We start from the raw sequence: 19,795 nt of genomic DNA on the forward strand, positions 1-19,795 counted from the left end.
AATGGCACAAAAAGAGCTAATAAATAAAACTAAAGCTTTTGTAAAAGAAACACTTGCTAATGCAGAAGGCGGACATGATTGGTTTCACACATTAAGAGTGTTTAATAATGCTTTGCTTATTAGTAAAAATGAAAATGTAAACCCATTTGTTGTTCAATTAGGTGCTTTACTTCATGATATTGCCGACAGCAAGTTTCATGATGGTAATGATACTATTGGTCCAAAAATAGCACGCGAATTTTTGTTTAAACACAACGTAGATTCTTTAATTATTGAGCACGTTATAAAAATTATTGAAAACATCTCTTTTAACAAATCGCTAGATAATGATAAAAAATTTAAATCGATAGAATTAGATGTTGTGCAGGATGCCGATAGGTTAGATGCTATTGGAGCTATTGGTATTGCGCGTTGTTTTAATTATGGAGGTTTTAAAAACAGAAAGCTTTTTGACCCTACTATTAAACCCAATTTAAAAATGACTAAGGCAGAATACAAAGCTTCTACCGCACCAACCATTAATCATTTTTACGAAAAACTGCTGTTGTTAAAAGACCAAATGAACACCAAAACCGGTAGACAAATTGCCACCGAGAGACATAATTATATGATTGGTTTTTTAGATCAATTTTATGCCGAATGGGATGGTAAAAAGTAAGCCTTTAATTCTCTAGAGCCACTTCTAAAGCTGTAATTTTATATTCTAAAATAGAGAGTTCTTCAGCCTTTTCAATTATTTCTTCAACTTTTAAATTATTATTCTCATTTATATATTTTATAAGACTTTCTTTCTGATATGAGTAATAATTTATAGCTTCATTTATTTTATTGTCCATTTAAATTGTTATTGAATTATTAACTTTATTTCTTTTCTGTAGATTGAAGCACTTTTCCCAGTGGTACTATTAAAAACCTTATTAAAATGTGAAAAATTGTTAAATCCGCATTCGTAACAAACATCAGCAATACTCATTTTACTTTCTTCAGACAGTAGTTTTGTTGCATGCACTACTCTGTATTCATTTACTAATTGGGTAAAAGTTTTTCCTGTTGTTTTCTTAAAATAACGGCAAAATGCAGGAACTGTCATACTTACTTTTTTGGCGATATCATTTAGTGGAATGTGTTCTTTAAAATTAGCATTGACATACTTATAGATTATGTCAATCTTATTGCTATCCTGAGGGCTTGTTTCAAGGGCTACTCCATCAATATTTAGTAATATATAATCTTCTGTTGAGGCTAAATAATTCAATATTTCCAGAAACTTCAATACCTGTTTTAAACCTTCATACTCTAAAAGTTTTTCAATTTTTTCCCCTATCTTTTTTTTGGTATCTACTTTAAAGCGAATTCCTTTTTTTGCTCTATCAAATAGACAAACAATACTAGACATTTCAGGAATATCAAGAAAGTCAGCTCCTAAGAAATCAGATTTAAACTGTATAATAGTTTCTGTGCCACTTGTGGTTAACCTATCGGCAAAACCATTATGTGGCAAATTAGCTCCTATTAATATGAGTTGGCTATTATTAAAATAAGACAAATGGTTACCTATGTGCGTTTTACCTTGTCCTTTATTTACATAAACAAGCTCTAGCTCTGGATGAAAGTGCCAAAAGGCAGTGTTCTTATCTACTTCTTTTTTATGCTGTTTAACAAGTATAGAACTACCAAAACTAGGAGAAAGTTTTTCTAAAGTAGGTTTTTTGCTAATCATAAGAGAATTAGTTTACAACAAATTTACCAATTATTATACATACATTATATATTCAATTATCATATTAATATTCTATATTAACCCTTACGGAATATAATGTTATTTTTATAGGTAATTAAGAATATAAATTGGTTAAGATTGTTGTTTTTACAAAGTGTCTTTAGTTTTAATTTTGCTGTCATATAATCTTAAAATTAATTTTAATGTATTTAACTATAAGAAGTAATAAATATTTGAACAAATACTTAACTCACTTTAAGAGTTTTGCAATTGTTATCGTTAATGCTTCTCGTAATGTAAAAACGACAAAATTTAAATTATCGAGCTTAATTAAAAGGTATTGGAAATATTATACTTTATATAATGTTTACCATGTTAACCCTTATCAAATAGTATATACCAACTTAGGTTGGTCATTAAAGAAAGAAAATAAAGCTTTTAAGAAGTAAAAATATCACTCCTTAATCAAGAGAATCAGAATTCATTAATTAGTTAATGTCTTAATCAATACTTCGTTAAGACTTTAGGCGGTTCTTGTGCCGTAAAATCTTAGTTGTTCAATTTTCTGTTTATCTTTAGTCAAGTTCGGTTTAATACTGAACAGATCAATAAATCGTTTTAGGAGTAACTCATTATGATGCAATGTTTTAATTTGTTCCATTGAGAAGGCACCACGTTCTGTTTTAGGGATACTCAACCAATATGTTATTTTGGCAAGGTTGATAGAGTTAGTGAGGTGTTCCAATGAAAATTCAGTTTTTGCTCGCTTCTAGCTTGGCAATGGTTTATGCCTCTACCTTTTGTAGGTGTTGTTAAGCTCTTTTCTAGCCACAAGTACATTGGTGTAATGCTCTAATAAGGTTGTGGTTGATAAATTACTTGGGGTTTGAACGGCTTCTATATAAAACGCTGTATGATTGTCAATATCTATAGCGGCAATACCTGAAACTTCTAAACCCCATTTAGCCTTTGAGGCTCTACCAGACCAAAAATAACCCAACCCATTGGTAGTCTTGCCTGATTTTGGTACATAGCTAGGGTCTATGGCAATTACTATATCTTTACCTGCACAGGTATCAACCAAGGTTCCATAAATGTTAAAAAATCAAAGGGCTTAGAGTATTGATTTCTGTAGTGTTGTTCACCATGAATACCAAAGCGGGAGAGTTGTAAAAAGTTCAACCTTCCTTTTATGATAATAAACAGCATGAAGACTTCCAGTAAAAAATCATATTGCCATTTATTTATCGGTTTCATTTTGTCAAGTATCGTTTTTATATGATATTTATACTGGGATTTATCCTTGTAAATCAATGTAGTAGTCTTTTGAAATAAACCATTAATTTATTGAATATCAAGAGGTTGCTCTAATTTTTTAATTGCTTTTTTCGGTTTATTTTACTGATTTCAATTGTTTAAATTAAATCTTAACGGACTATTGCTCTTATTATATTATAAATTATATAAGAAGCATTCTAGCTATTTCTTAATTAAATACACCATTTTTTATCTACTTACTTAAATTTTTATAGCTTTTTTTGTTAAAATTTACTATGCATGCATAATTTTTTTTGTTTTTTATATGGAAGTCATGGTATATATATTTATATTGCTAGCATAAATTAAACTAAATCTATAAATGAAAACTATTCTTCCTTTATTATTGTTGTTTTTTTGCGGAGTAACTTTTGCTCAAACAACATCAATTTCTGGAACAGTTGTTGACGATAGTGGTCAACCTCTTCCAGGTGCAAATATTATTGTTACAGGAACCTCAACAGGAACAGTAACAGATTTTGATGGTGGTTTTAATCTAAGCGTAAGCCTAAATCCTCCATTTACTCTTCAAGCAAGTATGATTGGTTTTAAAACCGCTACTATTGAAGTTACTAAAAATAATCAAGTTCTTAACTTTGTTCTTAACGAAGGCACCTCTCTTGATGAAGTGGTAATTTCTGCATCAAGAACACCAGAGCGTATTTTCGAATCGCCAGTAACTGTTGAACGTTTTGGCCTTAAAGAAATTAAAAATACAGCTTCTGCTGATTTTTATGGTGGATTAGAAAACTTAAAGGGTGTTGATGTTAACACAAACAGTTTAACATTCCAGTCAGTAAACACCAGAGGTTTTGCAACATTTGCTAATAATCGGTTTATGCAATTGGTTGATGGTATGGATAACTCTACACCAGCATTAAACTTCCCAATAGGAAATTTAGTTGGTATGGTAGAAACCGATGTTTTAAGTGTCGAAATTTTACCAGGTGCATCATCAGCTCTTTATGGTGCTAATGCTTTTAATGGTATTTTGTTTATGCAAAGTAAAAACCCTTTTGATCATTCAGGAATAAGCGCTTCATTTAAAGGAGGCATAACCTCTCAAGAAGCAGCTGGCGATAATCAATATGTAGATTATAGTGTTAGAGTGGCTCATAAGTTTAGCGAAAAATTTGCTGCTAAAGCTAATTTTGGTTACTTAAAAGGAACCGATTGGGTTGCAAATAGTATTGAAGATCAAGACATGGTAGGTGGAACTAGAGCTACAAACAGAAACTATAATGGCCTTAATGTTTATGGCGATGAGGTATCACAAAATTTAAAAAATGTGGCTGCTTTATTAGAGGTTGCTATTAATCCAGATACAGGACAACCTTATTTGCCAGCTGGAGCTAACGCACTAGTACCTTCTGTTAATGTTAGTAGAACTGGTTATAGTGAAGCTGATTTAACCGATTATGAAGCTAAAAGTGTAAAAGCTGATTGGGGAGTATATTATAGACCATGGGAAAATGATTTTGAAATATCTTATGTAGGTAAAGTAGGAACAGGTACTACACTTTATCAAGGATTAAATAGGTATAATATTAAAAATTTCTTTCAACAACAACATAAAATAGAGGTACGTAATGATAACTTCTTTTTAAGAAGCTATGTAGTTGCTGATAATGCTGGAGATTCATATGATATGCTTTTTACTGGTATTAATATTAATAGAGCATGGAAACAGGACATACCTTGGTTTGCAGAATATGTGGGTGCTTATGTTCTAACAACTCTAGGAGGTGGCACAAATGATCAAGCTCATGCAGCAGGTAGAGCTCAGGCAGAATCTGGACGCTTTTTACCTGGGACACCTGAATTTAAGGCTGCCTTTAATAAAAGTGTAAATGATCCTGATTTAAGTACAGGTTCTAAATTTCAAGATGCATCTAAATACTATCATACAAATGGAAATTATAACTTAAGTCACTTAATTGATTTTGCAGATATACAAGTAGGTGGGTCTTACAGAAAATATAGTTTGAATTCTGGTGGCACCATATACACAGATGCCGATGGGGCAATAGATTATTCGGAATTTGGTGTCTACACTCAAATTCAAAAAAATCTGAAATTAAATGAGAATTTAAATTTAAGACTTACAGGTTCTGCTCGTTACGATAAATCTGAATTCTTTGACGGGTTTATTTCACCAAGATTATCAGCAGGTTTAACTGTAAATGAAAATCACAACATCCGAGCCTCTGTACAGACAGGATTTAGAAATCCAACAACACAAGATTTATTTATAGGCTTAGATGCTACCCGTGCAATATTAGTTGGAGCCGCACCCGATAATCTTGATAGATACTCTGGTACATATGGTGTTAGTGCTGCTGGTCAAATAGCAGGACAACCCTCTACTGTTACAAGAACAGGTAGAGATGCCTATGAAAATTCATATACGGAAACCTCAGTAATAAAATTTTTAGCCAATGGAGGTGCCAATGTTAATGACTTAGAAGTGGCTAATCCAGATCTAGTAAAACCCGAACAAATAACCTCTGCAGAAGTAGGATATAGAGGAAAACTAAATAAAATTATTATAGACTTTAGTGCGTATTACAATAGCTACAAAGACTTTATTTCTCAAACTTATGTAAGGTCACCACACTATGGAACAGCAGGTGAAAACACAGGTGTAGAAGCTATTAGGAGACTTGATTACAAAACGTATAATGCTTATACTAACTCAGAAGCTAATGTAAATTCTTATGGAGCATCTATAGGTGTATCAACCAAAGTATTTGGGAATTTCGATTTAGGTGGAAGTTTTACCTATGCTAAGCTTGACTTTGATAGAGCTAAATTTCCAGACTTTGTAACCAACTTTAATACACCTACAAACAAATTTAAAGCCTCTTTTGGTAATACAAGCTTGTTTAAAAACTTTGGTTTTAATATTAATTACAGATTTAGTGATGACTACTACTGGGAAAATACCTTTGCTACTGGTTTAGTGCCAGAATATCATGTTCTAGACGCCCAAATAAACTTAAGAGTTCCTAGTTTTAAATCAACTTTTAAAATAGGTGGAACAAATCTTTTAGGTGATGAATATTTTAGTGCTGTAGGAACTGGAAACATAGGTTCTATGTATTACGTATCATGGACTATTAACAATCTATAAAATGAAAACTATTATGAATACTAAATATATATGGCTATTAATAATCCTAATCGGATTTTCAGCTTGTAACGAACCAGAAGACGTATTAAAAGAATTTAATGCCCTACCAGAAGAGGTTGTCGAATTACCAGAACTTACTGCTGGTAGCGCAGACTTTTCAAACTATGTGTCCTTAGGAGCCTCATTTACTGCGGGCTATACAGATGGTGCCGTTTTTATTGCAGGTCAAGAAAACTCATTCCCAAATATTTTATCTAAGCATTTTGCTAATGCTGGCGGTGGCGCATTTACTCAGCCTTTAATGAATGATAATACAGGCGGATTACTTGTTGGCGGAATGCCCGTAGCTGCGTACAGATTGGTTTTTACTCCTGAAACAAGTGTAATAAGACTTAATGACCTTTTAGCAGGGTTAGGAGCTCCGGCTCCACCGATAACAACAGACGCAGGAAATAATTTAGGTAGTAGTTTTAATAATGTTGGAGTTCCTGGCGCTAAAAGTTTTCACCTAACATTTCCAGGTTATGGAAGTTTAAATCCATATTTTGGAAGAATGGCTTCTTCTCCAACTGCAACTATGCTAGGAGATGCTGCGAGTCAAAACCCAACATTCTTTACATTATCAGAAATTGGAGGTAATGATGTATTAGCTTATGCCACTTCTGGAGGAATAGGAATGGATCAAACTGGTAATTTTAATCCTGCAAGTTATGGTAGTAATGATATAACAGACCCAACAGTTTTTGGTCAAGTATTTACAGGTATTGTAGATCAATTAACAGCTAATGGTGCTAAAGGTGTAATTGCTAATGTACCTTACATAACAAATTTACCTTACTTTACTACAGTGCCAAACAATGCGCTAGAAATAGATGCTACAACAGCTGGCCAACTAACAGGGTTTTTCCAAGCGGTTGCAGGAATATTTACTCAAGTATTAATTGCGCAAATGGTCCCTCCTGCTCAAGCTCAAGCTTTAGCTAGCCAATATGCTATACCTTTTAGCGAAGGAAAAAACAGGTGGATTATAGATGTTCCTGTAACTCCAGCCAACCCTTTAGGGTTTAGACAAATGACTGAAGATGAATTATTATTATTACCCATAGACCAAGACGCTTTAGCTCAAGGTTATGGCTCTGTTGCTTTATCAAATGAAGTATTACAAGTATTAGGTATTTTACAAGCTGGCGGTACACCAACACCTCAACAAGGGGCATTAGTTATAGGCGCTGTTAATGGTATTGATGATGTTGATGCTTTAGATAGTGATGAACTTAAGAGTATTAAAGATGCTACAGATGCCTATAATATGGTTATTGAAAGTGTAGCAGCCTCTAAAGGGTTGGCTTTAGTAGATTTTAAAGGAATTCTTGAACAAGCTTCAACTACAGGAATTGTTAGTGATGGTTATACACTGAATGCTAATTTAGTAACAGGTGGTTTAGTAAGTTTAGATGGAATTCATTTAACGGCTAGAGGATACGCTGCCTTAGCTAATGAAATGATGAAAGTTATTGATGCAACATATGGATCAAATTTTGAAGCATCTGGAAATTTAGCAAATGTAGGAGATTATCCAACAAACTATTCTCCTACACTACAATAAATAAAGGGTAAAATAATATTAAAAAGCACCTTCAATTTGAAGGTGTTTTTTTATTCTAAAAAACCTGCAAAAACAACTTTTATTTTAAATTAAAAAATATATCTTTGCACGCGAAAACTTGAAGCGTTTTCATAGAATTAAAACGCATAATATTAAACACATAAGTAATGTCAAAAGTTACAGGTAAAGTTGCACAAATAGTAGGTCCAGTTATCGATGTTGAATTTGGTGCTGGTGCTGAACTTCCAAAAATTTATGATTCGTTAGAAATTAATAGGCCTGATGGTTCTACATTAGTACTTGAGGTACAGTCTCACATTGGTGAAGATACTGTACGTACAATTGCGATGGACTCATCTGATGGTTTAAGCAGAGGTACAGAAGTTACTGCAACTGGTGCGCCTATTCAAATGCCAATTGGCGAAGATGTTTACGGACGTCTTTTTAATGTTATTGGAGATGCTATTGATGGATTAGGGGATTTGCCTAAGGCTGGAGAAGCTGGATTGCCTATTCACAGAGAGGCACCAAAATTCGAAGATTTATCAACATCTACAGAAGTTTTATTTACTGGTATTAAAGTTATCGACTTAATTGAGCCTTATGCAAAAGGTGGTAAGATTGGTTTATTTGGTGGTGCTGGTGTTGGTAAGACCGTATTAATTCAAGAGTTGATTAACAACATTGCAAAAGGACACGGTGGACTTTCAGTATTTGCTGGAGTTGGTGAAAGAACTCGTGAGGGTAACGATTTACTTCGTGAAATGTTAGAATCTGGAATCATCAAGTATGGTGATGATTTTATGCATTCTATGGAAGAAGGTGGATGGGATCTTCAAAAAGTTGATAAAAAAGCGATGCTAGATTCTAAAGCAACTTTTGTTTTCGGACAAATGAATGAGCCTCCTGGAGCTCGTGCTCGTGTGGCATTATCTGGTTTAACTATTGCTGAATATTTCCGTGATGGTGCTGGTGATGGTCAAGGGAAAGATGTACTTTTCTTTGTAGATAACATCTTCCGTTTTACACAAGCTGGTTCTGAGGTGTCTGCATTACTTGGTCGTATGCCATCAGCCGTAGGCTACCAACCTACATTAGCAACAGAAATGGGTGCTATGCAAGAACGTATTACATCAACTAAAAAAGGATCTATTACATCTGTACAAGCGGTTTACGTACCCGCAGATGATTTAACCGATCCTGCTCCTGCAACAACCTTTGCTCACTTAGATGCAACTACAGTATTATCTCGTAAAATTGCTGAGCTTGGTATTTATCCTGCGGTAGATCCGTTAGATTCTACTTCAAGAATTTTGACTGCCGATATTTTAGGTGCTGAGCATTACGATTGTGCTCAACGTGTAAAAGAGCTTTTACAACGTTATAAAGAATTACAAGATATTATTGCTATACTTGGTATGGAAGAATTATCAGAAGAAGATAAACTAGCGGTAGGACGCGCACGTCGTGTACAACGATTCTTGTCTCAACCATTCCATGTAGCTGAACAGTTTACAGGAATTCCAGGTGTATTAGTTGATATTAAGGAAACTATTAAAGGATTTAACATGATTATGGATGGTGAATTAGACCACTTACCAGAAGCTGCGTTTAACCTTAAAGGAACTATTGAAGAAGCTATTGAAGCTGGAGACAAAATGTTAGCTGAAGCGTAAAACCGCTTAAAGCTATAAGCTTAAAGCATAAAGCACTAAATTATGTATTTAGAAATTGTATCACCAGAAGCAACTTTATTTAGCGGAGAAGTAACTAGTATTGCGGTTCCAGGTGTAAATGGTGAGTTTCAAATGTTAAAAGATCACGCACCTATTGTATCGCTTTTAAAAGACGGTAATGTTAAAATTTATGGTAATATTTCTTTAGAGGAAGAAGTTCAAGATAAATTTACAAAAGGTGACGATAATGGTACTTGGTTAGCCATTAATTCTGGTACTTTAGAAATAAATGACAACAAAGTTATTGTATTAGCAGACTAAGCTTTACAACCATTTTTTAATATAAACCCCCAAAATTCAATTCAATTATATTGAGTTTTTGGGGTTTTGTTTTCTATTAAACTAATACCATTTCTTATATATTTTTGTCTAAACACAACAATTGGTCTTGATCCAGTTAGGGTCTGTATTAGCATCTATTTTTAGAGTTGTTGTTAATTCTGTTATCAAACAACCACCATTTGTTCCGTTATCAACTAGTTTATTCAAAGTGACCTCCTCCTGTGTAACTCTTGTGTAAGCCATGCATAACACATTTTATTTTTCGGCTGGTCAGACGGCAGGCCTTGTATGCCATTGGTAATGTATTCTTTAGTCCAGCGCTCTTGTGTTCTGGTGCTGATGCTTAAATATTCACAGTGCTTTTTTCTGGTTTTGAATTTTTTGCCCTGTAGTTCAATGAGCCAAATGATTCTTTTTTCAAATCTGAAATTTGGTTGCTTTTGCGGAGTGAAACAAGTTCTGCTAAACTTTCTTTGATTGGGAATTCTTGTGGTTTGGCCATCCTTAAAGACAAACAAATATAGCGACATTACATATTAAATTGGTATAACTCAAAATCTACTATTGCTCCAATAACATTTACTCTACCTCTTTCATGCCAATCTTTCTTTGCGTAACATTTCTGTCATACTTGAGCTATAACCATAATTTCTTGGTGCATCAGCAGCAAATCCGCTTTCATCAACATAAACAATAGGACGTTTTTCTACAAACTAATATTGGAATATTTTGAGTTGGAATATAAGTCTAGATAGCCAATCTGCTTTAGGAAGAAATAGCGTTTTTTTTATAGCTAATATTTAGTCTTTGTAACGCATAAAAAATAGCACTTTGACTTACACCAAAAATTTTTGCTCGCTCATACTGATAACGATCTGGATAGTTCTGAATATCTTTTCTTAAAACTTCCATGTCAATCTTTGTAGATGGCTTAATACGATTAGTTTTAGGTTCTATGCGTTGTTGCCACCTAAATAGTGTTCTAATTGGAATACCAAACCAATCACTTAATTCTTGAAAAGTTAGTTGCTCTTTCTGCTTTACTTTGAATACTTGTTCTCTGAAATCTAATGAATATGCTATACTACAAGACACAAAAACATATGATATATTATAATGATTTATCTATAATTGTTGAACCGTCAAGCCCCAATTTATTAATTGCTATGCCCATTTTTTCTGACTTGGCGGTGGATCAAAAAATTGCAAACAAAAAGACTGCCTTTTTAGGACAGTCTATATGCTACTCATTTTCAGAAGGGTCATCTTCCTTGGAGGCTAATATATTCGGAAAAATCATTGGTACTAAATCCTTTACAGGCTTATAAAGTATCGTTTTATCTATATGTTCTTTATCAACAAACGTAATGGTAGTGTTCATTTTATCAAAAATATTTAAACCCACACTTAAAATAAGAGCAATTTTTAACGCACCAAAAACACCACCTAAAAATTTATTTATAATACCAAGTGCCGCAAAATTTGCAAGTTTAGTTAATGCTTTTCCTGCCATTGCAATTGTTAAAACAATAATAATAAAGGTAATGGCAAAAGCAGTAATATTTATAGTTTTCTCATTCCAATCTACTTTAGTTTTTAAAAAATCGGCAGCAAAATTGCTAAAATGTATGGCACCATAAACACCCATAATTAAAGCTACAAGCGAAGCTACTTCAACAAAGAGCCCTTTTATAAAACCACGCACAAGACCAAATAAAATTAAAGCAGCTAAAACAATATCTATAACACCCATAATTAAACAATTTAAACAAATATAAAATAATAGTCACACTTAGGTTTATTAACTTTGTTACTTTCAAAATATTATGTCAAGAGACGAACAATTAAAAGAACGCTGGGATTTGGTAGTAAAAAAACTATCCAATCAATTTGCCGATGGGGACATTTTAGACCTCGATGCCATTATTTATTTAGTAGGCGTGCAAGAATTGGGGCAGTTAAATCGCAGCTATAAAAAAGACCAAAAATTAGATTTAATGCATATTGCCATTTGTAAACTTTTAACGCCTTATGGCTATTACGAGCTCGATTTTGTAGATAACGATGGCTGGCCACACTATAAGGTATTAGAAACTTTACCTCACCTAAAAGCAGGCGAGCAAAGTATTTTAATGAAAGAGGCCATTGTAAATTATTTTTTAGAAACCGAGTATATAAATTAGGTGAGCGTTACCACAAGGGTCGGGCTTTCACTACTCGCTCTTTGCGAGGAGCTCAAACAAACAGTTCAATCCCTAACGCAATTCACTTTTTACGTCATTGCGAAGTATCCCGATAGCTATCGGGGTTATTTTCTGAGGCAATCTGTTTCTTTTAAAAAGATTACTTCGTCGTTTACTCCTCGTAATGACGATATTTTAATTAAATTTGCATTCATTTTTTAATGACGTTATGATAGATAATATAAAAGAACTTATAACCGAAGTAGAAGCTTTTAAGGCACAAACAAAAGAAGAGGTTGAAGCTTTCCGTATAAAATATTTAGGAAAAAAGGGATTACTAAACGCCTTTTTTGCAGAGTTTAAAAATGTAGCAAACGATCAAAAAAAAGAATTTGGTCAAACCATAAACACCCTTAAAAAAACTGCTGAAGATAAAGTAAATACATTAAAAGCAGAGTTAGAAAGTAAAGAAGAAGTAAAAGGCGTTTCGGGAGATTTATCGCGCCCAGGGGAACCTTTACAAATTGGTGCACGTCATCCTATTTCTATAGTAAAGAATCAAATAATAGATATTTTTTCAAGTATTGGGTTTAATGTAAGTGAAGGCCCTGAAATAGAAGATGATTGGCATAATTTTACGGCATTAAATCTGCCAGAATATCATCCCGCACGCGATATGCAGGATACCTTTTTTATTCAAACCAATCCCGATATTTTATTGCGTACACACACTAGCTCTGTGCAAGTACGTTATATGGAAAATAATAAACCACCAATACGTACTATTTCTCCAGGTAGAGTTTATAGAAATGAAGCTATTTCGGCACGTTCGCATTGTTTTTTCCATCAAGTAGAAGGATTATATATAGATAAAGATGTAAGTTTTGCAGACTTGAAACAAACCTTGCAATATTTTACAACCGAAATGTTTGGTAAAAGCAAAATACGTTTGCGCCCATCGTACTTTCCATTTACAGAACCAAGTGCAGAGATTGATGTGTACTGGGGGTTAGAAACCGAAACCGATTACAAAATAACCAAAGGCACGGGCTGGTTAGAAATAGGTGGTTGTGGAATGGTAGATCCTAATGTTTTAGAAAACTGCAAAATAGATGCTACCGAATATTCAGGATTTGCTTTTGGTGTTGGTATTGATCGTATAGCTATGTTATTGTATCAAATAGATGATATTAGGTTGTTAAGTGAAAACGACGTTAGATTTTTAGAGCAGTTTAAAAGTGCTTTGTAGTTTTGAAAAAAGATATCCAAATTCCTAAAGTAAAAGATGTTTACATTGCTATTGTAAACGAATATAACGAAATATACAAAACTCAAGATTGGAATGCCTACATCATTAATAACAAAGATGTAGATTTAGAAATGGTGCTTATTGTAACTAGTGGTTATTCCGAAGACAAAACAACATCTGTTTTTAGAAAAAAACTAGACAAACTTCCTAAAAAAAGTTATGCAAAAATAGAACTAATGCAAGAAGCCTTATTTGCTCTAAACAACACATTTAAAGTATCCTTTTTTGAAGAGAACACCATGTTTGATAAAACTTATTTATTTAGAAAAAACACTATTAATTTAAAAGCATTGCAACCAGTTCCACTAATGGACGTAAAAGGAGTTTTGGTAAAGTGACAAATTTCTGTTTTTTCAGAAACTACTAATTAATCCAACCTGTCCGTTAATTTTTTAAACACTTTTTTAGGGTTTTTGTTTTCATACAAAATCGCATAAACCGCATTTATAATAGGAATTTTAGCTTTTCCCCCATTTCTAACATGTAGTAAATGAGCACTTTTTGTAGCGTAATAGCCTTCGGCTATCATACTCATTTCCATTTGAGCCGATTTTACGGTATAGCCTTTACCAATCATATTACCAAACATTCTGTTTCGAGAAAAAACAGAATATCCGGTTACTAATAAATCGCCCAAATATGCCGAATTATTTATGTTACGTTTCATTTTATGCCGTCTTTTAATAAAACGCTTCATTTCTCTAATGGCATTACTCATTAGTACACTTTGGAAATTATCGCCATAGCCTAAACCATGAGCAATACCTGCGGCAATAGCATAAATATTTTTAAGCATAACGGCATATTCTACACCAATAATATCGTCACTAATTTTTGTTTTAATGTAATTGCTAGATAAATTATTGGCTATGTTTTGAGCCTTTTCAGCATCAGAACACGATACAGTTAAGTACGATAAACGTTCTAAAGCAACCTCTTCCGCATGGCAAGGACCAGCAATTACAGCAATATTATTAAAAGGAATTTTATATACATCATTAAAATGTTCGCCAACTAACAAACCTGTTTCTGGTATGATGCCTTTTACCGCAGAAACAACAATTTTATTTTCAATATTCGTGGTTAATTTTTCTAATTCTGAATGCATAAAAGCCGACGGAATTACAAATATTAGTACATCGGCATAATCAGCAATTTCGTTAATATCATTACTTATTTTAAGCTGTTCTAAATGAAACTCAACCGAGCTTAAGTAATTAGGGTTGTGTTGCTCTTTTAATAAATGTTCTTTGGTATAAATACTTCGCATGTACCAACCAACTTGATCTAAATTTTCACAAAGCATTTTCACAATAGCTGTTGCCCAACTTCCTGCGCCAAAAACCGCATATTTTAAAGGGTTATCCATAAAAACATAAATTGTTTGTGTTTCAAAAATACGTAAAAAATTAATCAATAATGTCTCTGTAAAATAATCTAATTTCTTTTTTGGCACGCGTTTTGAAACTATACAAATAGAAACCCTAAAAATGTTTCATTATGAAGACTGTAAAATTACTTTTAAGCTTTGCTTTAACGGCAACATTATTTACATCGTGTTATGTAGAAACTAATATAATTGATGATGATCCAGGAATTTCAATAAACCAATTATTAAGTTCTTATGAGATTTGGTATGTAGATATTAATAGTACCAGTGGTTTTGGTACAACACCTTTTTTACAAAAAGCATTTACCGTATCGTTTAGAAATGGCGTTATGTTCGCCAATAATAATTTAGTAGGTATTGGTAGTAGTGGTAATGGTTTTGGTATTGCTGTGGCAGATTATGATGCCTATGATATGATTTTAGACGTACAGCACGATATTGATGGGTTTGAAAGTTTTGATGTATACCAAATTGATAATAATACAATTGAATTGTACAATCCAAATAATGATACTTCGTACTTTTTAGATGGGTATCAACGTAATAATTTTGATTTTGACTTTGTATTCTATGATAACATTCATTATTTCTTACAAGAATACGAAGCTTGGGAGAAAACATATACTAGTGAGTTTGGAGCAATAAACGAATTTGATAACGAAAATTATTTACAGTTTTTAGCAGGTGGAAATGATGAAACTTTTAGAAGCTCACAAGATGACAGTGGAACAAGTGTAAACAATCTTATTTGGGATTATACAGGTGCTTATGGTGTTGGTGATATTGCAGGAAACACATTGCTTAAAACTTTAACATTAGATTATGACTCCTTTGACAATGAACATTTTGAGTTAAGCGTTATAGATGATGGTACCATAGAATTGTATCACCCAACATCTGAAACGATTTATGAATTTAAAGGCAGAGGATACATTCAGTACTTAAAAGGTGCAAATACAAAAAGAAAAGCCTCTATAAAAAGAAATGAAATGCGTAAGCATAGAAAAGATAAAGTAGATAACCCAAGAGAAAACACAAGGGTTAAATAAAATGGATTGGTTATATTTAGTTTAAAAACTGCTTAAAGCTATAGTTAAATCAGAATAATGCGTCATTATTCAGCATGTAAGACACTTTTTTCAAATCTGAAATTTGGTTGTTTTTTGCGGAGTGAAACAAGTTCTGCTACACTTTCTTTGATTGCGAATTCTTGTGGTTTTGCCATCCTTAAAGATAAAGAAATATGGCGACATTACATAATTAAATTAGTATAGGGTGATGCAGTTCGATCATTATCTAAAAGGTAAACCTGCAATGTGGATGACTAAAGGACTTCCTCGAGTGAATAAAGGCAAAGATTTTGGATATGAATTAGATACTGATTAAACAAATTTACACCAAAATAAGACTAAACTTTTTTAATCACATTAGTTACAATGCCCCAAATTAGAAAATTATTTTCTTCAGTAATATTAATTATTGGATAATCTGGGTTTTCTGGTTGTAGCCATACCTCATTATTAGAAACACGTAAGCGTTTAACAGTAAATTCTCCATCAAGAAAACATACTGCTATTTTATTATTTGCTGGTTCTAAACTTCTATCTATAACTAGCAAGTCGTTGTCATCTAACCCTGCATCAATCATCGATTGTCCGCTAACACGTGCATAAAAAGTGGCTTCTTTGTTTTTTACAAGCTCTTCATCTAATGATAGACGTTGCTCTTTAAAATCGTCTGCTGGCGACGGAAAGCCTGCCGAAATTCCTGCATTAAACAATTGTGCTGATGCACTTTCAATAATTTCTGGGGTAAAGAAGGTTAAACCTCCTAATTTGTGTGCTATCATTTTACTACAATAATGTCATTAATATTCGTGGTATATCTTGGCGATAATCTCTCTTGTCGCATTTTCCAGGTGCGTTTTAAATCTTGATTGGCTATTTTTATTTTATAATCGCCGTACTTGTTGTTAAGTCCGTCGATAGCATGCATTAAATATTTGTGCTTGGGGTTTTCGCACTCAAACATATTGAGTTGAAAATTATTGGTTGGTACCAAACCCGATACAATAACGCCTGCACGTTTGTATTTAATGCCTTTTTTAAAAATGGAAGTTACAGCTTTTACGGCTTCGTTACTAATTATTAGGGAGGAATTAGTAGGATATGACAAATTAACAACCATACTGCCTCTGTGTTGTTCTAAGTTTTTTTTATGTCTGTCGCTACTTAATATCACAATAATTATATGACAACTTGAACCTTGTTTACGCAATTTTTCGGCACAACTTGTTGCAAAGGTTGATATCCGTTCTTTTATATAATTTATATCGCTGTACGTATAATCAAAACTACGTGTGGTTGCAATGGCGCGCTTAGTTTTTATCTCATCTAATTGTAAAGTTGGAATACCTTCTAAATCCCGCTTTAATCGTGATTCGGTTACCGAAAATTTTTTAAGAACCCAATCATCAGGTAATTGCGTGAAATCAAAAGCAGTTTTACAACCTTTAGTTTTTAGTCGCTTAGATAAGCCTCTACCTATACCCCAAACATCTTCAACTTTTATCCATTTTAACGCTTTAATTCGTTTTTCTTCAGAATCTATAACGTAAACACCTTTAGTTTCTTTTGGGAATTTACGTGCTACTTTATTGGCTACTTTGCTTAGTGCTTTAGTTGGTGCAATACCTACACAAGTTGGAATGCCTGTCCATTTTAAGATGCGTTTTTTAATTTGTAACCCGTAATCATTATAATTAAAATCTTCTTTAAAATTTCTGAACCCTAAAAACGATTCGTCTATACTGTACAATTCTATATCAGGCGTAAACTGTTTTAAAATAGACATAACACGACTACTCATATCGCCATACAATGGGTAGTTTGATGATAGTACGTGTATGTCATTGGTTTTACAAAAGGTTTCCCATTTAAAAATAGGTGCGCCCATTGGTAAACCAACAGCTTTGGCTTCATCGCTTCGTGAGATAACACAACCATCGTTATTAGATAGAATAGCGACTGGTTTTCCTTGTAAATTAGGGTTAAATACACGTTCGCAAGAAGCATAGAAATTATTACAATCTACGAGTGCAAACATGTTATAAAGATACAGAATTTAGGTTTTTAAAAATCGGGAAATTGCAATAAATTAATCTGTAACACTTCAACTTTGCTCAGTACAAGCATATTCTAAAATATCACTAGGTTGGCAATCGAGTGCTTTACAAATGGCTTCTAAAGTAGAAAACCTAATTGCTTTTGCTTTACCAGATTTTAATATAGAAAGGTTCGCTGTGGTTATACCAATAATTTCTGCCAAATCTTTGCTTTTCATTTTACGTTTGGCAAGCATCACATCTAAGTTTACGATTATTGGCATAGGTTAGATTGTTAGGTCGTTTTCTTGTTTTAACAAACTTCCATTTCTTATTATTTGTGAAATACTCAACAGCCCCAAACTCAATAAAAAAAGTAATACATTAAACATGGAATAACCTATATAATATTCAGCATGAAAGCCTGCTGATATTTCTAAAACTGATTTAACTAAATCTAAAGCAGAGACAAAACATAATGTAAAACCAGCTCTTTTAAAACTTTTAGAGGTTGTTATATTAAAGTATCCTTTTTTTAAAATTTTAGAAAGAGCGAGAAATATAAATATTACACTTGTTAAAAGTATAAGAGATAAACAGACTTCTATTAACCAATTTAATTTTCCAAAAAAAGAATCTATGGAATAAATTTCATTAATTTTTTTCCAAGATTTAAAGTAAATAACCTGTGAAGACAAATGGAATAAATAAAATACACCAAAACACAAAGTAAAACCTAGTAGTATTTTAATTTTTTTCATAATTTAATTATCGTTTAACAATAACAAATATAATAAAATTATCGAAAAACAATAGTTTAATATTAATTATATTTTAAACGCTTGAATAATGAAAGCATTATTTATATTTGTTTTCAGATGAAAAAATTTCCAGAAAAACTACAAGAAAAACTAAGCAATCGTAAAGCTAATAATGCACTACGGCAACTTAGTTCGCGTAACGATTTAATAGATTTTTCATCAAACGATTATTTAGGGTTTTCAAAATCTGAGTCCATTTTTAACACAACACATGATTTTTTAATTGGGCATAACATTAAACAAAATGGCGCAACAGGTTCCCGTTTACTTTCTGGGAATTATCAGCTTTTCAATATTGTAGAAACTATTTTAGCCAATTTCCATAATAGTGAAACTGCACTAATTTTTAATTCGGGTTACGATGCTAATGTTGGTTTTTTTAGCTGTGTTCCGCAACGCGATGATGTTATTTTGTACGACGAATTTATCCATGCCTCTATTCGTGATGGTATTAAACTCTCCAATGCAAAAGCTTATAAGTTTAAGCATAATGATTTGGACAATCTTGATGAGATGCTGAATCGAGTTCAGTATGACGGTAATATTTATATTGTTACAGAATCTGTATTTTCCATGGATGGCGACTCTCCAGATTTAGCTGCAATATGTAAAATAAGCAAAAAACATGATGCTTTTTTAATAGTTGATGAAGCTCATGCAGTTGGTGTTTTTGGGAAACGTGGTATTGGTTTAATCCCAAAATTAAATCTTGAAAACCACATTTTTGCGCGCTTAGTAACTTTTGGGAAAGCCATAGGCTGCCATGGTGCAGCAATTATTTGTAGCGAAAACTTAAAACAATATTTAGTTAATTTTTCTCGTAGTTTTATTTATACTACGGCATTACCTCCACACAGCTTAGCAACCATTCATTCAGCTTATACTGAGTTAATTTCAACAAAAAATATTGAGAAATTACACAAAAATATTAAATATTTTAAAGCTGAAGTTATAAAACATAATCTTCAAAATCATTTTATAAAAAGTGATTCTGCAATACATTGTTGTATTATTTCTGGAAACGAGAAAGTAAAACAGATTGCAAAAAAATTGCAACAACACAATTTTAGTGTAAAGCCTATTTTATCGCCAACTGTTAAAAAAGAAGAAGAACGTTTGCGTTTTTGTTTGCATAGTTATAATTCTGAAAAAGAAACAACAGAAGTTTTACAGTTATTAAGTACTTTTCTTTAAA

The 19,795-nt window shown here is 32.7% G+C and carries 22 protein-coding genes; 10 read left to right on the forward strand and 12 right to left on the reverse strand.

Annotation, left to right across the window (positions count from 1 at the left end; translation table 11 throughout):
* Position 1: 1 nt before the first annotated feature.
* On the forward strand, positions 2 to 658 hold the full coding sequence (locus L3X37_RS00585) for an HD domain-containing protein (protein ID WP_237238213.1): 657 nt from the start codon (positions 2 to 4) through the stop codon (positions 656 to 658).
* Between the two features lie 4 nt (positions 659 to 662).
* Here the strand turns inward: L3X37_RS00585 and L3X37_RS00590 are convergent, their stop codons facing one another.
* From L3X37_RS00590 to L3X37_RS00600, 3 genes are all read right to left on the reverse strand, one after another.
* The gene (locus L3X37_RS00590; RefSeq protein ID WP_237238214.1) at positions 663 to 836 is read right to left on the reverse strand and encodes a hypothetical protein; all 174 of its coding nucleotides are present in this window, start codon (positions 834 to 836) and stop codon (positions 663 to 665) included.
* 8 nt (positions 837 to 844) lie between these two features.
* Positions 845 to 1,720, reverse strand: coding sequence for an AraC family transcriptional regulator (locus tag L3X37_RS00595; RefSeq protein WP_237238215.1), 876 nt, complete (start codon positions 1,718 to 1,720; stop codon positions 845 to 847).
* 793 nt (positions 1,721 to 2,513) lie between these two features.
* The gene (locus tag L3X37_RS00600; protein ID WP_237238217.1) at positions 2,514 to 2,804 is read right to left on the reverse strand and encodes a hypothetical protein; all 291 of its coding nucleotides are present in this window, start codon (positions 2,802 to 2,804) and stop codon (positions 2,514 to 2,516) included.
* Positions 2,805 to 3,359: 555 nt separating this feature from the next.
* Here L3X37_RS00600 and L3X37_RS00605 point away from each other — a divergent pair.
* The 4 genes from L3X37_RS00605 to L3X37_RS00620 all read left to right on the forward strand — a co-directional run bounded on the left by L3X37_RS00605 (position 3,360) and on the right by L3X37_RS00620 (position 9,773).
* The gene (locus tag L3X37_RS00605; RefSeq protein WP_237238218.1) at positions 3,360 to 6,170 is read left to right on the forward strand and encodes a TonB-dependent receptor; all 2,811 of its coding nucleotides are present in this window, start codon (positions 3,360 to 3,362) and stop codon (positions 6,168 to 6,170) included.
* A gap of 13 nt (positions 6,171 to 6,183) precedes the next feature.
* On the forward strand, positions 6,184 to 7,776 hold the full coding sequence (locus tag L3X37_RS00610) for an SGNH/GDSL hydrolase family protein (protein ID WP_237238219.1): 1,593 nt from the start codon (positions 6,184 to 6,186) through the stop codon (positions 7,774 to 7,776).
* Between the two features lie 167 nt (positions 7,777 to 7,943).
* A complete protein-coding gene (gene atpD, locus L3X37_RS00615; protein ID WP_237238220.1) occupies positions 7,944 to 9,452 on the forward strand; it encodes a F0F1 ATP synthase subunit beta in 1,509 nt (502 codons plus the stop codon).
* Positions 9,453 to 9,494: 42 nt separating this feature from the next.
* Complete coding sequence (locus L3X37_RS00620; RefSeq protein WP_237238221.1) at positions 9,495 to 9,773, forward strand: F0F1 ATP synthase subunit delta/epsilon; 279 nt, start codon at positions 9,495 to 9,497, stop codon at positions 9,771 to 9,773.
* 108 nt (positions 9,774 to 9,881) lie between these two features.
* Here L3X37_RS00620 and L3X37_RS00625 read toward each other — a convergent pair whose 3' ends face one another.
* From L3X37_RS00625 to L3X37_RS00640, 4 genes are all read right to left on the reverse strand, one after another.
* Positions 9,882 to 10,037 carry a hypothetical protein gene (locus L3X37_RS00625; RefSeq protein ID WP_237238222.1) on the reverse strand — a complete coding sequence of 52 codons (156 nt, stop codon included), beginning with the start codon at positions 10,035 to 10,037 and terminating at the stop codon, positions 9,882 to 9,884.
* Between the two features lie 100 nt (positions 10,038 to 10,137).
* The gene (locus tag L3X37_RS00630; RefSeq protein ID WP_237238223.1) at positions 10,138 to 10,296 is read right to left on the reverse strand and encodes a hypothetical protein; all 159 of its coding nucleotides are present in this window, start codon (positions 10,294 to 10,296) and stop codon (positions 10,138 to 10,140) included.
* 263 nt (positions 10,297 to 10,559) lie between these two features.
* Complete coding sequence (locus L3X37_RS00635; RefSeq protein WP_237238224.1) at positions 10,560 to 10,889, reverse strand: IS630 transposase-related protein; 330 nt, start codon at positions 10,887 to 10,889, stop codon at positions 10,560 to 10,562.
* A 148-nt stretch (positions 10,890 to 11,037) separates the two neighbouring features.
* Positions 11,038 to 11,547 (reverse strand): CvpA family protein, encoded by a 510-nt coding sequence (locus L3X37_RS00640; RefSeq protein WP_237238225.1) that lies wholly within the window; start codon positions 11,545 to 11,547, stop codon positions 11,038 to 11,040.
* A 73-nt stretch (positions 11,548 to 11,620) separates the two neighbouring features.
* Here L3X37_RS00640 and L3X37_RS00645 point away from each other — a divergent pair, with 73 nt between their 5' ends.
* The 3 genes from L3X37_RS00645 to L3X37_RS00655 all read left to right on the forward strand — a co-directional run bounded on the left by L3X37_RS00645 (position 11,621) and on the right by L3X37_RS00655 (position 13,624).
* A complete protein-coding gene (locus L3X37_RS00645) occupies positions 11,621 to 11,977 on the forward strand; it encodes a hypothetical protein (RefSeq protein WP_237238226.1) in 357 nt (118 codons plus the stop codon).
* Positions 11,978 to 12,206: 229 nt separating this feature from the next.
* Positions 12,207 to 13,226, forward strand: coding sequence for a phenylalanine--tRNA ligase subunit alpha (gene pheS, locus L3X37_RS00650; protein WP_237238228.1), 1,020 nt, complete (start codon positions 12,207 to 12,209; stop codon positions 13,224 to 13,226).
* A gap of 2 nt (positions 13,227 to 13,228) precedes the next feature.
* Positions 13,229 to 13,624: a hypothetical protein gene (locus L3X37_RS00655; RefSeq protein WP_237238230.1), complete on the forward strand. Its 396-nt coding sequence runs from the start codon at positions 13,229 to 13,231 to the stop codon at positions 13,622 to 13,624.
* 29 nt (positions 13,625 to 13,653) lie between these two features.
* Here the strand turns inward: L3X37_RS00655 and L3X37_RS00660 are convergent, their stop codons facing one another.
* Entirely contained in the window at positions 13,654 to 14,655 is a 1,002-nt protein-coding gene (locus L3X37_RS00660; RefSeq protein WP_237238395.1) for an NAD(P)H-dependent glycerol-3-phosphate dehydrogenase, read from the reverse strand.
* A gap of 131 nt (positions 14,656 to 14,786) precedes the next feature.
* Between L3X37_RS00660 and L3X37_RS00665 the strand changes: the two genes are divergently transcribed.
* Positions 14,787 to 15,725 (forward strand): nicotinic acid mononucleotide adenyltransferase, encoded by a 939-nt coding sequence (locus tag L3X37_RS00665; protein ID WP_237238232.1) that lies wholly within the window; start codon positions 14,787 to 14,789, stop codon positions 15,723 to 15,725.
* A gap of 359 nt (positions 15,726 to 16,084) precedes the next feature.
* On the opposite strand, the gene L3X37_RS00670 is transcribed toward L3X37_RS00665, so the two are convergent.
* The 4 genes from L3X37_RS00670 to L3X37_RS00685 form a co-directional block, all read right to left on the reverse strand.
* Entirely contained in the window at positions 16,085 to 16,525 is a 441-nt protein-coding gene (locus L3X37_RS00670; protein ID WP_237238234.1) for a LexA family protein, read from the reverse strand.
* Entirely contained in the window at positions 16,522 to 17,781 is a 1,260-nt protein-coding gene (locus L3X37_RS00675) for a Y-family DNA polymerase (protein WP_237238235.1), read from the reverse strand. The genes L3X37_RS00670 and L3X37_RS00675 overlap by 4 nt, the downstream gene beginning before the upstream one ends.
* A gap of 66 nt (positions 17,782 to 17,847) precedes the next feature.
* The gene (locus tag L3X37_RS00680) at positions 17,848 to 18,063 is read right to left on the reverse strand and encodes a helix-turn-helix domain-containing protein (protein ID WP_237238237.1); all 216 of its coding nucleotides are present in this window, start codon (positions 18,061 to 18,063) and stop codon (positions 17,848 to 17,850) included.
* A 3-nt stretch (positions 18,064 to 18,066) separates the two neighbouring features.
* Positions 18,067 to 18,540 carry a hypothetical protein gene (locus tag L3X37_RS00685; RefSeq protein WP_237238239.1) on the reverse strand — a complete coding sequence of 158 codons (474 nt, stop codon included), beginning with the start codon at positions 18,538 to 18,540 and terminating at the stop codon, positions 18,067 to 18,069.
* Positions 18,541 to 18,657: 117 nt separating this feature from the next.
* On the opposite strand from L3X37_RS00685, the gene L3X37_RS00690 reads away from it, so the two are divergent.
* Entirely contained in the window at positions 18,658 to 19,794 is a 1,137-nt protein-coding gene (locus L3X37_RS00690; protein ID WP_237238241.1) for an aminotransferase class I/II-fold pyridoxal phosphate-dependent enzyme, read from the forward strand.
* The last annotated feature ends 1 nt before the right edge of the window (position 19,795 follow it).

The organism is Wocania arenilitoris, from assembly GCF_021728535.1.
Lineage (GTDB): Bacteria > Bacteroidota > Bacteroidia > Flavobacteriales > Flavobacteriaceae > Wocania_A > Wocania_A arenilitoris.